Origin of the sequence: Kaistia algarum, assembly GCF_026343945.1 — a bacterium.
Lineage (GTDB): Bacteria > Pseudomonadota > Alphaproteobacteria > Rhizobiales > Kaistiaceae > Kaistia > Kaistia algarum.
The window spans coordinates 478,234-494,012 of the sequence record NZ_JAPKNJ010000001.1; the positions used below are offsets into that span (position 1 = coordinate 478,234).

At 64.0% G+C, this 15,779-nt stretch carries 19 protein-coding genes; 7 read left to right on the forward strand and 12 right to left on the reverse strand.

The window, feature by feature from the left end:
* Positions 1–61: 61 nt before the first annotated feature.
* The 6 genes from OSH05_RS02460 to rnhA are packed head-to-tail and all read left to right on the forward strand — an operon-like array spanning position 62 to position 6,066.
* Entirely contained in the window at positions 62–2,950 is a 2,889-nt protein-coding gene (locus OSH05_RS02460; protein WP_104218672.1) for an EAL domain-containing protein, read from the forward strand.
* A 51-nt stretch (positions 2,951–3,001) separates the two neighbouring features.
* The gene (locus OSH05_RS02465; RefSeq protein ID WP_104218835.1) at positions 3,002–3,283 is read left to right on the forward strand and encodes a type II toxin-antitoxin system RelE/ParE family toxin; all 282 of its coding nucleotides are present in this window, start codon (positions 3,002–3,004) and stop codon (positions 3,281–3,283) included.
* On the forward strand, positions 3,276–3,584 hold the full coding sequence (locus tag OSH05_RS02470; protein WP_104218673.1) for a HigA family addiction module antitoxin: 309 nt from the start codon (positions 3,276–3,278) through the stop codon (positions 3,582–3,584). The genes OSH05_RS02465 and OSH05_RS02470 overlap by 8 nt, the downstream gene beginning before the upstream one ends.
* Positions 3,585–3,636: 52 nt before the next feature.
* Entirely contained in the window at positions 3,637–4,605 is a 969-nt protein-coding gene (ispH, locus tag OSH05_RS02475) for a 4-hydroxy-3-methylbut-2-enyl diphosphate reductase (protein WP_104218836.1), read from the forward strand.
* Between the two features lie 10 nt (positions 4,606–4,615).
* Complete coding sequence (locus OSH05_RS02480) at positions 4,616–5,581, forward strand: homoserine kinase (RefSeq protein WP_104218674.1); 966 nt, start codon at positions 4,616–4,618, stop codon at positions 5,579–5,581.
* A gap of 2 nt (positions 5,582–5,583) precedes the next feature.
* The gene (rnhA, locus tag OSH05_RS02485) at positions 5,584–6,066 is read left to right on the forward strand and encodes a ribonuclease HI (protein WP_104218675.1); all 483 of its coding nucleotides are present in this window, start codon (positions 5,584–5,586) and stop codon (positions 6,064–6,066) included.
* Here the strand turns inward: rnhA and OSH05_RS02490 are convergent, their stop codons facing one another.
* The 4 genes from OSH05_RS02490 to OSH05_RS02505 all read right to left on the reverse strand — a co-directional run bounded on the left by OSH05_RS02490 (position 6,067) and on the right by OSH05_RS02505 (position 8,124).
* Positions 6,067–6,456: a type II toxin-antitoxin system VapC family toxin gene (locus OSH05_RS02490; RefSeq protein WP_104218676.1), complete on the reverse strand. Its 390-nt coding sequence runs from the start codon at positions 6,454–6,456 to the stop codon at positions 6,067–6,069.
* Positions 6,453–6,695 carry a type II toxin-antitoxin system Phd/YefM family antitoxin gene (locus OSH05_RS02495; RefSeq protein WP_104218677.1) on the reverse strand — a complete coding sequence of 81 codons (243 nt, stop codon included), beginning with the start codon at positions 6,693–6,695 and terminating at the stop codon, positions 6,453–6,455. The genes OSH05_RS02490 and OSH05_RS02495 overlap by 4 nt, the downstream gene beginning before the upstream one ends.
* 63 nt (positions 6,696–6,758) lie before the next feature.
* Positions 6,759–7,241: a peroxiredoxin gene (locus OSH05_RS02500; protein WP_104218678.1), complete on the reverse strand. Its 483-nt coding sequence runs from the start codon at positions 7,239–7,241 to the stop codon at positions 6,759–6,761.
* Between the two features lie 52 nt (positions 7,242–7,293).
* Entirely contained in the window at positions 7,294–8,124 is an 831-nt protein-coding gene (locus OSH05_RS02505; protein WP_104218679.1) for a protein-disulfide reductase DsbD domain-containing protein, read from the reverse strand.
* A 140-nt stretch (positions 8,125–8,264) separates the two neighbouring features.
* On the opposite strand from OSH05_RS02505, the gene OSH05_RS02510 reads away from it, so the two are divergent.
* On the forward strand, positions 8,265–8,876 hold the full coding sequence (locus tag OSH05_RS02510) for a YqgE/AlgH family protein (protein WP_104218680.1): 612 nt from the start codon (positions 8,265–8,267) through the stop codon (positions 8,874–8,876).
* Positions 8,877–8,886: 10 nt separating this feature from the next.
* Here the strand turns inward: OSH05_RS02510 and OSH05_RS02515 are convergent, their stop codons facing one another.
* The 8 genes from OSH05_RS02515 to coxB form a co-directional block, all read right to left on the reverse strand.
* Positions 8,887–9,651, reverse strand: a complete 765-nt coding sequence (locus OSH05_RS02515) for an SURF1 family protein (RefSeq protein WP_104218681.1) — start codon at positions 9,649–9,651, stop codon at positions 8,887–8,889.
* A 25-nt stretch (positions 9,652–9,676) separates the two neighbouring features.
* Positions 9,677–10,087 carry a DUF983 domain-containing protein gene (locus tag OSH05_RS02520; RefSeq protein ID WP_104218682.1) on the reverse strand — a complete coding sequence of 137 codons (411 nt, stop codon included), beginning with the start codon at positions 10,085–10,087 and terminating at the stop codon, positions 9,677–9,679.
* A gap of 57 nt (positions 10,088–10,144) precedes the next feature.
* Positions 10,145–10,984: a cytochrome c oxidase subunit 3 gene (locus OSH05_RS02525; protein ID WP_104218683.1), complete on the reverse strand. Its 840-nt coding sequence runs from the start codon at positions 10,982–10,984 to the stop codon at positions 10,145–10,147.
* Positions 10,985–11,005: 21 nt separating this feature from the next.
* Positions 11,006–11,659 (reverse strand): cytochrome c oxidase assembly protein, encoded by a 654-nt coding sequence (locus OSH05_RS02530; protein WP_104218684.1) that lies wholly within the window; start codon positions 11,657–11,659, stop codon positions 11,006–11,008.
* A 7-nt stretch (positions 11,660–11,666) separates the two neighbouring features.
* Positions 11,667–11,861 (reverse strand): hypothetical protein, encoded by a 195-nt coding sequence (locus OSH05_RS02535; RefSeq protein ID WP_104218685.1) that lies wholly within the window; start codon positions 11,859–11,861, stop codon positions 11,667–11,669.
* Entirely contained in the window at positions 11,858–12,790 is a 933-nt protein-coding gene (locus tag OSH05_RS02540; RefSeq protein ID WP_104218686.1) for a heme o synthase, read from the reverse strand. The genes OSH05_RS02535 and OSH05_RS02540 overlap by 4 nt, the downstream gene beginning before the upstream one ends.
* A 62-nt stretch (positions 12,791–12,852) precedes the next feature.
* Positions 12,853–14,475, reverse strand: coding sequence for a cytochrome c oxidase subunit I (ctaD, locus tag OSH05_RS02545; protein ID WP_104218687.1), 1,623 nt, complete (start codon positions 14,473–14,475; stop codon positions 12,853–12,855).
* 75 nt (positions 14,476–14,550) lie between these two features.
* Positions 14,551–15,462: a cytochrome c oxidase subunit II gene (gene coxB, locus OSH05_RS02550; RefSeq protein WP_104218837.1), complete on the reverse strand. Its 912-nt coding sequence runs from the start codon at positions 15,460–15,462 to the stop codon at positions 14,551–14,553.
* Positions 15,463–15,779 lie beyond the last annotated feature (317 nt).

Below are 15,779 nucleotides of genomic sequence, written 5' to 3' on the forward strand. Positions count from 1 at the left end.
AAAATTCCTTGGACTGCCATGCCGCGGAATAGTACCTATCGGCGGCGTGCAGGAGGTTTGTTTGTCGCTTAACCGTATTGTCGCCGCGATCGGCATCGTGCTGTTCGCGCTCGCTGGAACCGCATCCCGGGTCGAGGCTCTGGACGCTGTTACGGTTCCGCTCGACGGCAAGACGCTCGATCTCACCGAAGCCATCGATTACGCTGCGCGTGACCCGTCGGACCGCGTGCAGGTTTCGACGGCCCCGGGCGCGGATGGTATCGTCCGCCGTATCGAGGTGCGCTCCAACCAGGCCGGCGGCACCTCCTACTGGGCTTATTTCGCGCTTTCCAACAATGGCGACGAGCAGATCGACCGCCTGCTGGTGGCGCCGCATTTCCGTCTCGCCAATTCCGGCCTGCTGATCCCCGATCTCGGCGCTTCGCGCATCGCGGCCGTAACGCCCAGCCAGGGCTTCGCGCCGGAGCGCCAGCCGAGCCAGGAGGCGGACGTCTTCCGCATCACGCTCGATCCCGGCGCCATCGTGACCTTCGTGGCGGAACTGCGTACGCCCAACCTGCCGCAGCTCTATCTGTGGGATCCGGACGGGTACAAGGATTCGATCAACTCTTTCACGCTCTATCACGGCATCGTGCTGGGGATTTCCGGCCTGCTGGCGCTGTTCCTCACCATCGTCTTCGTGGTGAAGGGAACGGCGATGTTCCCCGCGACGGCCGCGCTGGCCTGGTCGGTGCTCATCTATCTCTGCATCGATTTCGGCTTCTGGAACAAGGTGATCCAGATCGCGCCCGGCGACGACAAGATGTGGCGCGCCTTCGCCGAGGTGCTCCTGTCCGCGTCGCTGCTGATCTTCACCTACACCTATCTCAATCTCAACCGATGGCATGTGCGCTACAGCCACGCGACCATCGCCTGGCTTGTCGGCCTGCTGATCCTGCTCGGCGTCGCGGTGTTCGAGCCCGGGATAGCCGCCGGCGTCTCCCGCTTCTCCTTCGGCCTTACGGTGTCGCTCGGCTTCATCGTCATCGTCTATCTGTCGCTGCACCACTACGACCGCGCCATCATGCTGATCCCGACCTGGGTCCTGCTGATGGTCTGGCTGGCCGGCGCCTATCTGACCGTGACGGGCACGCTGGCCAATGACGTGATCCAGCCCGCGCTGAATGGCGGGCTGGTGCTGATCGTGCTGCTGATCGGCTTTACCGTGATGCAGCACGCCTTTGCCGGCGGGACGATCGCGCAAGGAACGATCGGCGAGACGGAGCGACGCGCGCTGGCCCTGGTCGGTGCCGGCGACATCGTCTGGGACTGGGATGTCGCCCGCGATCGCATCTTTACGGGATCGGATGCCGAGGACCTGCTCGGGCTGAAGCGCGGAACGCTCGAAGGCCCGGCGCGCGACTGGCTCGAAGTGCTGCACGCGGCGGATCGAGACCGCTTTAAATCGACGCTCGACGCCGTGGTCGAGCAGCGACGCGGCCGAATCAGCCAGGATTTCCGCCTCCGTTCCGAGGATGGGCACTATCGCTGGTTCCATCTTCGGGCACGCCCGGTCATCGGCTCGGACGGCGAGGTGCTGCGTTGCGTCGGCACGATCAGCGATGTTACCGACGAGCGCACCGCGGAGGAGCGGCTGCTCCATGATGCCGTGCACGACAACCTGACCGGGCTGCCGAACCGCGAGCTCTTCGCCGACCGCGTCTCCAGCGCTGTCCTGCGCACCGCGGCGGAAGGCTCGACCGCACCTTCTATCTTCATGCTCGATGTCGACCGCTTCAAACAGGTCAATGACGGCTTCGGCCTCGCAGTTGGCGATTCAATCCTCCTGACCATCGCCCGCCGCCTCGCCCGCCTGCTGAAACCACAGGACACGCTGGCGCGGCTTTCGGGCGACCAGTTCGCTTTCCTGCTGATCTCGGAAGCCGAACCCGAACGCATCGCCGCCTTCGCCGATTCCGTCCGCCGCACGCTGCGCGCCCCGATCTCGTTCGGCGACAAGGAGATCTTCCTGACCGCCTCGATTGGCATCTCGATGTACGACGCCAAGCAGGGTGACGCCCAGGATCTCGTCAAGGATGCCGAGATGGCGATGTATTACGCCAAGCGGCTCGGCGGCGACCGGATCGAGGCCTATCGCCCGACGCTGCGCGAGCACGGCACCGACACGCTGACGCTGGAAGCGGATCTGCGCCGTGCCATCGGCCGCGAGGAGATCAAGGTTCTGTACCGCCCCGTCGTGCGGCTCGAGGATCGCACGATCGCCGGTTTCGAGGCGCAGGCGCGCTGGGATCATCCCAAGCATGGCCGCATCGCCCCGGCTGATTTCATCTCGCTCGCCGAACGCAACGGGCTGATAGTGCCGCTCGGCCTCTTCGTGCTCGACCGCGCGGCCAAGCAGCTCTCGGACTGGCAGGAGCAGCTCGGCCGCGACGTGCCGCTCTTCGTCTCGGTCGGCATTTCCAGCCGCCAATTGCTGCGGCACGATCTGATCAACGACGTGAAATCGGTATTGTCGCGCACGGCGCTGCAGCGGGGATCGCTGAAGCTGGAATTCACCGAGAGCCTGGTGATGGAGAATCCCGAATATGCGGCGCAGGTGCTGACCCGCGTGCGCGAACTCGGCGCCGGCCTCGCGCTCGACGATTTCGGCACGGGCTATTCATCGCTTTCTTATCTGCAGCGCTTCCCCTTCGATACGCTCCGGATCGACCAGAGCTTCGTGCGCGGCCCGACGGCCAAGCATCGCCGCGTGATCCTGAAGGCGATCATCGGCCTCGCCCATGAACTGCGCATGGATGTCACGGCGGAGGGCGCAGAGAGCGAGGACGATGCGCTGGATCTCTACGATCTCGGCTGCGAATTCGCCTCGGGCCTGCTCTTCGGCCAGCCGATGACGGCACAGGAGGCCGGCAAGCTGCTGTTCCGCGAGGACGAGGTCATGATCGCGTAGGTGGTCAGGCTGCGGATTGATTTCTGTAAGGCATCGCCTTACATTGCGAACATGATCCGGACTTTCCGCAGCAAGGCTCTGTCTCGCTATTGGACGAAGGCCGACAGCTCCGGTCTGAGGCCGGATTGGATCAAGCGCATTCGCCTCGTTCTTTCGCGTCTGGACGCGGCATCAATTCCACAGGAAATGGACCTCCCCGGGCTCGGACTTCATGCTCTTGTTGGTGATCAGACAGGGCGCTTTTCCGTCACCGTATCTCGCAACTGGCGAATGACATTCGCCTTTGACGGCGAGGATGCCGTCGATGTGGATCTGGAGGACTATCATGGGTGAAGCGATCGCTCGCAGCCCCGACATCGAACCTGCCCATCCCGGCGAACTCCTGAATGAGATCGTCATTCCCGCGACAGGCCTGTCCAAGTCGGAAGTGGCGCGGCGGCTCGGCATATCCCGCCAGACACTTTACGATGTCCTGGCCGGTCGCCAGCCCGTCACGCCGATGGTCGCGCTACGTCTCGGCCGGCTTTTCGGCGATGGAGGGCGAGTCTGGCTACGGATGCAGGCGGAACATGACCTCTGGCATGCAGAGCGCCGCCTGGATATCTCGACGATTGATCCGCTTCGCGCCGCTTGACAGCGCCGCTGCGCATCCCTCTATTCCGACCGTTCCTCGCGACGGATCCGCCATGACAGCCGACCTGAAGCCACCGCTGGAGATCTTGCTCTCGGCCCCGCGCGGTTTCTGCGCCGGCGTCGACCGGGCGATCCAGATCGTCGAGCTGGCGCTGAAGAAGTTCGGCGCGCCGGTCTATGTGCGGCATGAGATCGTCCACAACCGCTATGTCGTCGATGGGCTGCGCGAAAAGGGCGCGGTGTTTGTCGAGGAACTCAGCGAGATTCCGGACGATGGCCAGCCGGTCGTGTTCTCGGCGCATGGTGTGCCGAAATCCGTGCCGGAGGACGCCAGGTCGCGGCAGATGTTCTTCCTCGATGCCACCTGCCCGCTCGTCTCCAAGGTCCACAAGGAGGCGCAGATCCATTTCAAGCGGGAGCGCGAGATCGTGCTGATCGGCCATGCCGGTCATCCCGAGGTGATCGGCACGATGGGGCAATTGCCCGAGGGAGCTGTCAGCCTGGTCGAGACGGTGGCCGACGCCGAGCGCTTCGAGCCGAAGGATGCGCAGAACCTCGCCTACATCACCCAGACAACGCTGTCGGTCGACGACACCGCGGCGATCGTGAAGGTGCTGACCGAGCGCTTCCCGGCGATCACGGCGCCGCACAAGGAAGATATCTGCTATGCGACGACCAATCGCCAGGAGGCCGTGAAGCGCATTGCGAGCCTCGTCGATGCCATGATTGTTGTCGGCGCGCCCAATTCCTCCAATTCGCAGCGGCTGCGCGAAGTCGCCGAGCGCGAGGGCTGCCCGGTCTCGATTCTGATCCAGCGCGCCAGCGACATTGATTGGAGCCGCCTAGCCGGCATCCGCCGCGTTGGCGTTACCGCCGGCGCCTCGGCGCCCGAAATTCTCGTCGAAGAGGTGATCGATGCTTTCGCGGCTCGTTTCGACGTCCGCGTCGAACTGGTGAAGACGGCCGAGGAGACGATCGCCTTCAACCTGCCACGAGAGCTGCGCCTTTCGGCCGCCGAGTAACGAGAAAAGAATGGCCGTCTATACCGAGATTGCCGACGAGGAGCTGGAACGCTTCATCGCCGGATACGAGCTGGGTGCCCTTCTGTCCGTCAAGGGCATCGCGGAGGGCGTCGAGAACTCCAACTATCTGATCGTCACCGAGGCCGGGCCGCATATCCTCACGCTCTATGAGAAGCGGGTCGACGCCAACGACCTCCCCTTCTTCATCGGGCTCATGGATCATCTCGCGACCCGCGGACTGACCTGTCCCCGGCCGGTGCGCAACCGCCAGGGCGAGGCGCTCGGACGGCTCGCCGGCAAACCTGCCGCGATCGTCACTTTCCTGGAAGGCATGTGGATCCGGCGGCCGCGCGTCGAACATTGCGCGGCGGTCGGCGAGGCGCTGGCCCGCCTCCACCTTGCCGGCGAGGGCTTCTCGATCGGCCGACGCAATGCGCTGTCAGTCGATAGCTGGCGACCGCTGTTCGAGCGATCGGCTGAGCGGGCCAATACGGTCCTGCCCGGCCTCGCCGATGCCATCCTGGCCGAGCTTGGCCATCTGGAGCCGTCGTGGCCGATCGGACTGCCTGGCGGCGTCATCCATGCCGATCTCTTTCCCGACAACGTCTTCTTCCTAAAGGGAGAGCTGTCGGGCCTCATCGACTTCTATTTCGCCTGCAACGACTTTCTCGCCTATGACGTCGCGATCTGCCTGAATGCCTGGTGCTTCGAGGTGGATGGCGCATTGAACGTTACCAAGGCGCGGGCACTGCTCGCCGGCTATGCCAAGGTGCGGACGCTTTCGAGCGAGGAGATCGAGGCGTTGCCGCTCCTCGCCCGCGGCTCGGCACTGCGCTTCCTGCTGACGCGGCTTTATGACTGGTTGAACGTGCCGCCGGGTGCGCTGGTCGCGCCCAAGGACCCCCTCGAATATTGGAAGAAGCTCCGCTTTCACCAGTCGGTGGAGGATGCCGGAGCCTATGGATTGAACCTTTGAGCATGACCGAAAGCGAGAGTGCACGCGTCGCGATCTGGACCGATGGCGCCTGTTCCGGCAATCCGGGGCCCGGAGGCTGGGGGGCGGTGCTGCTCTATGGGGACCGCGAGAAGCTTCTGAGCGGCGGCGAGGCGGATACGACCAACAATCGCATGGAACTGACTGCCGCGATCGAGGCGCTCGGCGCGCTTTCCCGCCCCTGCGCCGTCGATCTCCACACCGATTCCCAATATGTGAAGGGCGGCATCACCGGCTGGATTCACGGCTGGAAGAAGAACGGCTGGAAGACGGCGGACAAGAAGCCCGTCAAGAATGTCGACCTCTGGCTACGCCTCGACGAGGCGCTGAAGCGCCACAAGGTGACGTGGCACTGGGTCAAGGGCCATGCCGGCAACGATGCCAATGAGAAGGCCGACGAGCTCGCGCGGGAAGGCATGGCGCCGTTCAAGACGAAGAAGCGCCCTGCCCCCTCGGTCTCCGGTTAGCTATTCCCACAGCCGCCGGACGCCAAAAGCGTCGAAGATTCGCTCGTTCGAGACGATGTCCATGTCCTCGACGAGCGCCTGGGCGATCAGCAGGCGATCGAACGGATCCTTATGCGGATGATCGAACGACGCCGCTCGATAGGCGTGAACCGTCGAGATCGCCAGACGGACAAATCCGTCCGCATCGATCGCCTCCTCCAGGCCGGCGACGAACGGCTCGGCCTCTGGAAGCTTGCCGAGACGATATTTGGTGACCGTCTCCCATATCGAGGCGGCGCTAACGAAGACACCGTCGCCATTGGTTGCGATTGCGGCCCCGATGGACCGCGGCAGCCTCGGGCTTCCGGTATTCCACCAGATCCAGGCATGCGTATCCAGTAAGAGCCTCACTTCGGATTGTTCCAAGCCTCCAACTCTTCGTCCGGCAATGGCTCGAAGAAGCGGTCATCCAGCTCAAAAACGCCCTTAAACCTACCGGGCACGCGCAGCGCCTTTGCAGGCGGCGAAATCGGCACGAGCTTCATCACCGGCTTGTCGCCGCGCATCACAGTGATTTCCTCGCCGGCTTCGACTAGCGCCGCCAGCTTGGAGAGGTTGGTCTTGGCCTCATGCATCTTGACGCGGATCACGGCGACGCCTCCGATGGTTAGCTAAGACATTAGCTAACCATCGGCGCGACGCAGCGCAAGCGGTCAGAGCATATCCAGGACCGCGGCGGCGCCTGAGACGTTCACGCCCGGCGCATCCTCGATGTTGAGCGCCGTCACGACGCCGTCCTCGACGATCATCGAATAGCGCTGCGAACGAAGGCCGAGACCCGCCGGCACGAGATCGAGCGTCAGGCCTACCGCCTGCGTGAACAGGCCGGCGCCGTCGGCCAGAAAGAGGATCTTGCCCTCGCCGCCGGTGGCCTTGGACCAGGCGTCCATGACGAAGACATCATTGACCGAGACGACCGCGATCTCGTCGACGCCCTTCGCCTTGATGGCCGCTTCCTGCTCCACATAGCCCGGAAGATGGTTGCGGTGGCAGGTCGGCGTGAAGGCTCCCGGAACAGCGAAAAGCACAACTTTCTTGCCGGCGAATATGTCGGCGGTCGATTTCTCGACAACGCCGTCCGGCGTCATCACGCGAAACTTGGCGTCGGGCAGGCGGTCTCCGACCGAGATCGTCATGTCTCTCTCCTGATAGGGCGTGGGGGATCGGCGAATGCCGGCCGCCGGGAGATTATTGTGGCGAGCCGCTCGCGTCGAGATGGAAACTCCGCTCGGTTGCAGCATCGCTATTTTTCAGCGTCAGGCGGATGGCGGCGCCGGCCAGCGGCGTCGTCGCCGTCTTCCGATCGACCTCGAAGCGGAACGTCGCCTCCCCGGATTTAGCCGGGCCTGTCGCCGTCGGCGCAGCGGGATACCAGTCGGCCGGTGTCTCGGCGAAGAGCACGGGATCGCCCGCGCTATGGCTGCGGACCGCCGCCTCGAAGACCGGCAGCTTGTCGGTGCCGCCGGCCCGCTTCAGCGAAAGGATCTCGAATTCCCCCGGACGCCCCGGCCCGGGAAGCGCCGCCCGCGCTTCGGCGATCTGCGCGGCAGCCGCCGAGTCGCTCTCTCCGTCTGGCACGTCGAGTCCGGTCGTCAGCGCGACAGGCAGGCAGATCTCGTCACAGACGCCAAGATCGGCAGCGAGTTCGAGGCGGATCGGCCCGCCGGCGACCGTCTTGGCGAAGCGGAAGGGAAGCGCAACCTTGCCGTGATAGACATTGGAGACGGCAAAGCCGTCGTCGGAGCGCTCCGGCGCCGGAAAGTCGATCGCCGGGTCGGATACGCCGGTCGAGGCGCCGAAATCGAGCCGCGGCGGGATGCCGGAATCGCCCGGACTGCGCCAATAGGTCTTCCAGCCAGGGTCCAGTTCAAGCTCGACGACACCGTCCACCACTCCATCGGCCGACCGGGCGGCGATCAGCCGGAGGCGAACATGATCTCCCGCCTGCCATTCGCCGATGGCGGCATGAGCGGGGACAGCGGCAAGGAGCGCGAACAGGACGGCCAGCAATCTCGACATGGCGGGAAGCTAGAGGCTGCCCGGTCGAATGAACAGGGTGGCGCGCGGCAGGCCTCGCGACAAAACGATCATTTGTTCGTGTGGGCGTCCCGTCCTGCTCCTCGCTTTTCTTTTATCGGCGCCGTGATAGGCTTTGACCTATGAGCGAGCGGATTTATCGCGATACCGGCTCCGGCGGCTATCTGGACGGGCATTTTCTGATCGCCATGCCGGGCATGGAGGATGAGCGCTTCGCGCGCGCCGTCGTCTATCTTTGCGCCCATTCGGCCGAGGGCGCGATGGGCATCGTCATCAACCAGCTCGTGCCGCAGATCGAGTTTGTCGACCTCCTCGTCCAACTCGACATCCTGCCCGACGGCCCGGAGATTCGCGTTCCTGTCTCGGTCGACAGGATGCTCGTGCAGCGCGGCGGCCCTGTCGAGACAGGACGCGGCTTCGTGCTGCATAGCGCGGATTATTTCGCCGAAAATTCCACCATGCCGATCGACGACAATATCTGCCTGACGGCAACGCTCGACATTTTGAAGGCGATCGCCACCGGCGCGGGGCCCGAAAGCGCCATGCTGGCACTTGGCTATGCCGGCTGGTCGGCGGGTCAGCTCGAACGCGAGATCCAGTCGAATGGCTGGCTCCATTGCGAGGCGCAGACCGACCTGATCTTCGATTCCGACCTCGACAGCAAATATGGCCGCGCCATGGGCCTGCTCGGCATCGACCCGCGGATGCTCTCCGGAGAGGCCGGTCACGCCTGAGCCCTGTCGCTCAGTCGCGTCCCTTCAGGACGCCGCGCGCATAGACCGCAAAGACCGCCAGCAGTGCGAAGGCGAGCCCAAACCACGTCACCACATATTGCAGGTGGTTGTTGGAGAAGACGACGAGCGTCTCGCCTCCCTGCGGCATGCCCCCGGGATTGGGCGCGGCGTTGGCGTCGATCGAATAGGGCGCAACACTTGCCGCCGGGAAACCCGCTGCCTTGGCGAAGAGCGAGGGCTCGCGCGCGAACCATTGATCATCCGCCGGGATGCCATCGCCGAAAAGGTGCGAGGGCGTCTCGGGCCGGCGCGCCAGACCGGTCACGGTAACGTGGCCATCGATCTGGCCTTCGCGTCGCGTCGCCGCCGCCTGCTTGCCATCCGGCACGAAGCCGCGATTGACATAGACGATCCAACCTTCATCGGTCTTCAGCGGCGTATAGATCCACCAGCCAACGCCGCCGAGCTTTCCGCGCGGCTGGGAGATCTGGCCGTAGAGATGCGCTTCCTTGTCGTTCAGGAAGGTGCCGCTGACGGTCACCGGCGTATAGTCGAATTCCACGAGGTCGAGCGTCGACCAACCGACAGGCCCCGGCGCGGCGACGGGCGCCGTCTTCAGCCTCATGTCGACCTGCGCGATCAATGCTTCCTTCCAGTGCAGCCGGCGCCATTGCCAGGCGCCAAGCGAGCACAGGATCGCGAACATGATGACGGTGGCGATCGCCGGCGCGATGAGCCGCTTCCAAGGGGAACGATCGATCGTGGTGGCTGACATGTCGGCTCGGCGGTTTCCGCCCTGGCTACGGCTCGAGCCGCGCCTGTTCGGCCTTGGTGCGGTACTGGATCCCGATCATCAGGCCCTTCAGAGGCCGGAGCATGCCGAGGGAAAGTCCGATCACCAGCGGGAACCACAGGATGATGTGGACCCAGATCGGCGGCTGGAAGGTGAATTCCACATAGAGCGCCAGAAAGGCGACGATAAAGCCGACGATCATGATGACGAAAACGGCAGGGCCGTCGCCGGAGTCGATGAAGCTATAGTCGAGCCCGCAATTCTGGCAACGAGGCTGCAAGGACAAGAAGCCCGCGAACAGGCGCCCCTGGCCGCAGCGCGGGCACAGTCCGCGCATGCCGGTCGCGCTCGGCGATAGCGGCGGATAGAGCGCCCGGTCGCGCGGGCGGTTCGCCGCCGCCTCTTCCGCATCGCTCATCGCTATCATCCTAACTCAAGTGAAAAGGGCCGCCCGGCAGCGGGCGGCCCAAGAACATTACGCCGCGTGGATCGGCGCGCCCCAGCCGCCCCAGACATAGATGGCGAAGAAGAGGAACAACCAGACGACGTCGACGAAGTGCCAATACCAAGCGGCCGCCTCGAAGCCGAAATGCTCCTTGGGGGTGAACTGGCCGGCCAGCGCCCGGAACAGGCAGACGATCAGGAACACGGTTCCGACGAAGACGTGGAAGCCGTGGAAGCCCGTCGCCATGAAGAAGGTGGCGCCGTAGATGTTGCCGCCGAACGAGAAGGCCGCATGCGAATATTCGATGATCTGCACGGTCGTGAAGATCATGCCGAGTACGATCGTCAGCACGAGACCCCATTTCAGGCCCTCGCGGTCATCGTGGATCAGCGCGTGATGCGCCCATGTCACCGTGGTGCCCGAGGTCAGCAGGATCAGCGTGTTCAGGAGCGGCAGGTGCCAGGGATCGAAGACTTCGATACCCTGGGGCGGCCAGTGACCGCCGGTGAACTGCACGCGGGCGACCTGCTGCGCCTCGTTGGCGAACAGGCTGGCGTCAAAGAATGCCCAGAACCAGGCGACGAAGAACATCACTTCGGAGGCGATGAACAGGATCATGCCGTAGCGCAGATGCAGCTGCACGACCCGCGTATGATAGCCCTGCTGGCCCTCCTTGATCACGTCGGTCCACCACGACGCCATCGTGTAGAGCACGATCAGCAGGCCCGGGAGGATCCACAGCAGCGAAGCGCCGTGCATGAACGCGATCGAGCCGAGAGCCATCACGAAAGCGCCGATCGAGCCGACGAACGGCCAGGGGCTCGGATTGACGAGGTGATAATCGTGATGCTTGGCGTGGGCTTCAGCCATGGAGGAGCTCCCCGGTCCGGATCAAAGTGGCTTGCCCGAGCCCTTCGCGTCGATCGACGCGAGCGGCGCCGTCGTCGCGGCCTGGCTCGGATAGAAGGTATAGGAAAGCGTGATGGTGTCGGTGAACCGGCTGTCGGGATCATCGACGATCGCCGGATCGACAAAGAACGTCACCGGCATATCGACCTTCTCGCCGGCTTTCAACGTCTGCTGGTTGAAGCAGAAACAGGCAATCTTGTTGAAGAAGCGGCCGGCCGAATCGGGTTGAACATTGAACCCGGCCTGCCCGCTCGAGGTGACGCCGGTCCGATTCTCGGCGAAGAAGTTGACCTTCGAGAGCTCGCCGAGGCGCACCTTGATCTGGCGCTGCTCCGGACGGAACGCCCAGCCGATGCCGTTGGCGACATTGGCGTCGAAACGCACGATGATCGTCCGGTCGCTCGCTTTTTCCGGCGGGGCTTCGGCGCGCTGCGTCGTGCCGCCATAACCCGTCACCTGGCAGAACAACTTGTAGAGCGGCACCGAAGCGAAGGCCGCGCCGAGCATGGCGGCGCCGAAGACGCCGCATGCCGCGGCCGTCACCGCAAACGAGCGGCGGCGTGACTGCGCCTTGTGCGGCTTAGCCTGGGCTTCGCTGCCGGGCGCGGATGACGGGTTTGGAGCGTTCGGTTCCATCATCGTCTCAAAGCGACCGGTTCACGACATTGCCGCCAAGGCGGACGATGGTGACCGCCCAGAACAGGATGACGAGCGCGCCGAGCGCGAGGCCGATCGCGATCGAGCGGGCGCGGCGACGGCGCAGCTGCGCGGCCGTAAGGCTTATGCCCGGCGCGTCGACCTGGACCGGCGACTTGGCTTCCGGACGGGCTACGCTCACGCCGATACTCCCGCGAGGATCGCCAGCCGATCAACGAGCAGCATGGCAAAGAGAAGGAAGAGATAGAGGATCGAGAATGCGAAGAGCTGCTTGGCGGGACGCATATCCCGGTCGGCGGCATCCATGCGCATCACCCGAACGGAGAGATACACGAAGGTGGCGCCAAGCGCCGTCGCCGCAATGCCATATCCGAGCGGGGCGAAGCCGAGAATGGCCGGAAGCACTCCGATCGGCGCCAGCACCAGCGAATAGATCAGGATCTGCCGCTTAGTCTCGGGAACGCCGGACACCACGGGTAGCATCGGAATGCCGGCGCGGGCATAGTCATCCGACTTGAACAGGGCGAGCGCCCAGAAATGCGGCGGCGTCCACATGAAGATGATAAGGAACAGCACGATGCTTTCGAGGCTGACCGAGCCGGTCACCGACGCCCAGCCGATGATCGGCGGAAACGCCCCGGCCGCGCCGCCGATGACGATGTTCTGCGGCGTCCAGCGCTTCAGACCCATCGAATAGATCACGACATAGAAGAAGATCGTGAAAGCGAGCAGCCCGCCGGCCACCGGATTGACGAGGACCGTCAGCACCAGGACGGAGAGGGCGGCGAGCGTCAGGCCGAAGGCGAGCGCCTCGCCCTCCGTGACGCGGCCCGACGGGATCGGACGGCCACGCGTGCGGCTCATGATCCGGTCGATATCGGCGTCGTACCACATGTTGAGCGCGCCCGAGGCGCCGGCGCCGACCGCGATCGACAGGATGGCCGCGAAAGCGATCACCGGATGGATGCCGCCCGGCGCCATGACAAGGCCCGTCAACGCCGTGAAGACCACCAGCGACATGACGCGCGGCTTCAGAAGGGCGATAAAATCGGAAGGACCGGCAAGCTGGCCGGCCTCCGAGTCGATCGCTTCGAGCTGCACGTCGGACATTATCTTCTACCTGTTCGGAGCGGGACGGGCAGCGTACCCGCCCCGTCCCGCGACTTCTCTTCTTAGTGCTTCACGTCGCCGATGCGCGGCAGCACTTCCCACTGATGGAAGGGCGGCGGCGAGGAGAGCTGCCACTCAAGCGTCGTGGCGCCCTCGCCCCACGGATTGTTCGGCGCCGGCACCTTCTTCAGGAAGGCGTCGATGACGCCGTAGAGGAAGATGAAGACGGCGAAGGCCGAGATGTAGGAGCCGATGGACGAAACGAAGTTCCAGCCCCACAGCGCATCCGGATAGTCGGCGTAGCGGCGCGGCATGCCGTCCATGCCGAGGAAATGCTGCGGGAAGAACACCAGGTTCACGCCGATGAAGGTGACCCAGAAATGCAGCTTGCCGATCTTGTCGCTGTACATGTAGCCGAACATCTTCGGGAACCAGTAGTACCAGGCCGCGAAGATGGCGAAGACCGCGCCCAGCGACAGCACATAGTGGAAATGCGCCACCACGAAATAGGTGTCCTGGAACGAGCGGTCGAGGCCGGCATTGGCGAGCATGACACCCGTGACGCCGCCGACCGTGAACAGGAAGATGAAGCCGATCGCCCAGAGCATCGGCGTCTTGAACTCGATCGAGCCGCCCCACATCGTCGCGATCCAGGAGAAGATCTTGATGCCGGTCGGCACCGCGATCACCATAGTCGCCGCCACGAAATAGGCCTGCGTCTCGAAGGATAGGCCGGTGGTGTACATGTGGTGCGCCCACACGACGAAACCGACGACGCCGATCGCGACCATGGCATAGGCCATGCCGATATAACCAAAGATCGGCTTCTTCGAGAAGGTCGAGATCACATGGCTGACGATGCCGAAGCCCGGCAGGATCAGGATGTACACTTCGGGATGGCCGAAGAACCAGAAGAGATGCTGGAACAGGATCGGGTCGCCACCGCCTTCAGGCTTGAAGAAGGTGGTGCCGAAATTGCGGTCGGTCAGCAGCATGGTGATGGCACCAGCGAGAACCGGCAGCGACAGCAGCAGCAGGAAGGCGGTCACCAGCACCGACCAGGCGAAAAGCGGCATCTTGTGCAGCGTCATGCCCGGGGCGCGCATGTTGAAGATGGTCGTGATGAAGTTGATCGCGCCGAGGATGGACGAGGCGCCGGCAATGTGCAGCGCCAGAATGCCGAAATCGACCGCCGGGCCAGGCTGGCCCTCAGGGCCCGAGCCGGAAAGCGGGGCATACATCGTCCAGCCACCACCGACGCCATGTTGGCCGGCCGCGCTCGGCATGAACATCGAGATCAGCAGCAGCAGCAGCGCGGGCGGCAGCAGCCAGAACGAGATGTTGTTCATGCGCGGGAACGCCATGTCCGGCGCGCCGATCATGATCGGCACGAACCAGTTGCCAAAGCCGCCGATCATCGCGGGCATGACCATGAAAAAGATCATGACCAGGCCATGCGCCGTCACGAATGTATTGAAGACATAGGGATTGCCGAAGATCTGCAGGCCCGGCTGCTGAAGCTCGAGACGGATGGCGACCGAGAGCGCACCGCCGATGATGCCCGCGATGATCGCGAAGATCAGGTACATCGTGCCGATGTCTTTGTGGTTGGTCGAATAGACCCAACGCCGCCATCCGGTCGGATGGTCGTGGTGTTCGGCGGCGTGCGCAGCACCCGTGGCCATGGCCTGCTTCCCTTCCTGTTCCTCAGCCTCACCGCGCTCGGCGCGGGAAGCCCTTCCAACTCATGCGCGGGCGCCTCAGCGCGCCGCGACCTCAACCTTCGAACCCGCGTCGGCAACCTTGGCCATATCGGCCTGGATGCTCGCGGTCAGCGCCTTGTAGGCGCCCGGCAGATCCGTCTTGGCAGCAATGGCCCAGGCCTTGAATTGCTCCGGCTTCACGACGCGCACAGCGATCGGCATGAAGGCGTGATTGATGCCGCAAAGTTCCGAGCACTGGCCGTAATAGACGCCCTCGCGCTCGGCGAGGAACCAGGTCTCGTTCAGGCGGCCGGGGATCGCATCGATCTTGATGCCGAAAGCGGGAACCGTGAACGAGTGGATCACGTCCTGCCCGATGACCTGCATGCGCACCACGGTGCCGACGGGAACGATCATCTCGTTGTCGACGGCGAGGAGGCGCGGCTGGTTGGCCGGATCCGTGCGCTGATCGTCGGTCAGCATGTTCGAATCGAACGCGACGCCGTCATTGTCCGGATATTCGTAGTTCCAGTACCACTGGATGCCGGTCGCCTTGACCGTCAGCACCTTCGCGGGATCGTAGTCCTTCAGGATACGGCCCGGGTCCTGCTGGGCGAAGAGCAGCGAGAAGGAGGGAACGGCGATCGCGATCAGGATCAGGATCGGAGCGACCGTCCAGACCACCTCGATCATGGTGTTGTGCGAGGTCTTCGAAGGCACAGGATTGGCCTTCGCATTGAAGCGCACCATCACATAAATGAGCAGCGCCAGGACCACGAGCACGACGGCGATCATCGCGATGGTGATGCCGGTATTGAACCGGTTGATCATTTCCATGATCGGCGAGGCAGGCTCCTGCAGCCACATCGCCCAAGGCGTCGGCTGGGCCGCCGATGCGACCCCCGCCATTCCACCCCAGACCGCAGTGACCGCGCCTGCAAGCGCCAGCCCCGACACGAGACGCGTCATCGACTTCGCCACCTCGTCACTCCCTTCTCGAACCCCTGTCGGGCCGCGCCCTCTCCGCCGCGCCAGCCCGGCCTCCGTTGCGCCACTTTCCGCAACAGTATAGGCCGAAGCCATCAGGCTTCCACGGCGATTTAGGATTCGGCCTAATATCGCCCGACACAAACCACATGGTCCTTTGGCTCGCAACGGTGCATCGATCGAAATGATGCGGCAAATCGCGCCCGGCTCCGTCAAAACGACGGGCAGCGGGGTGCTGCCGATCGGTCGCAAGCTGTGCAATAAGAGACGCTGGAAGGCCAATTGATTGAGGAGATCGA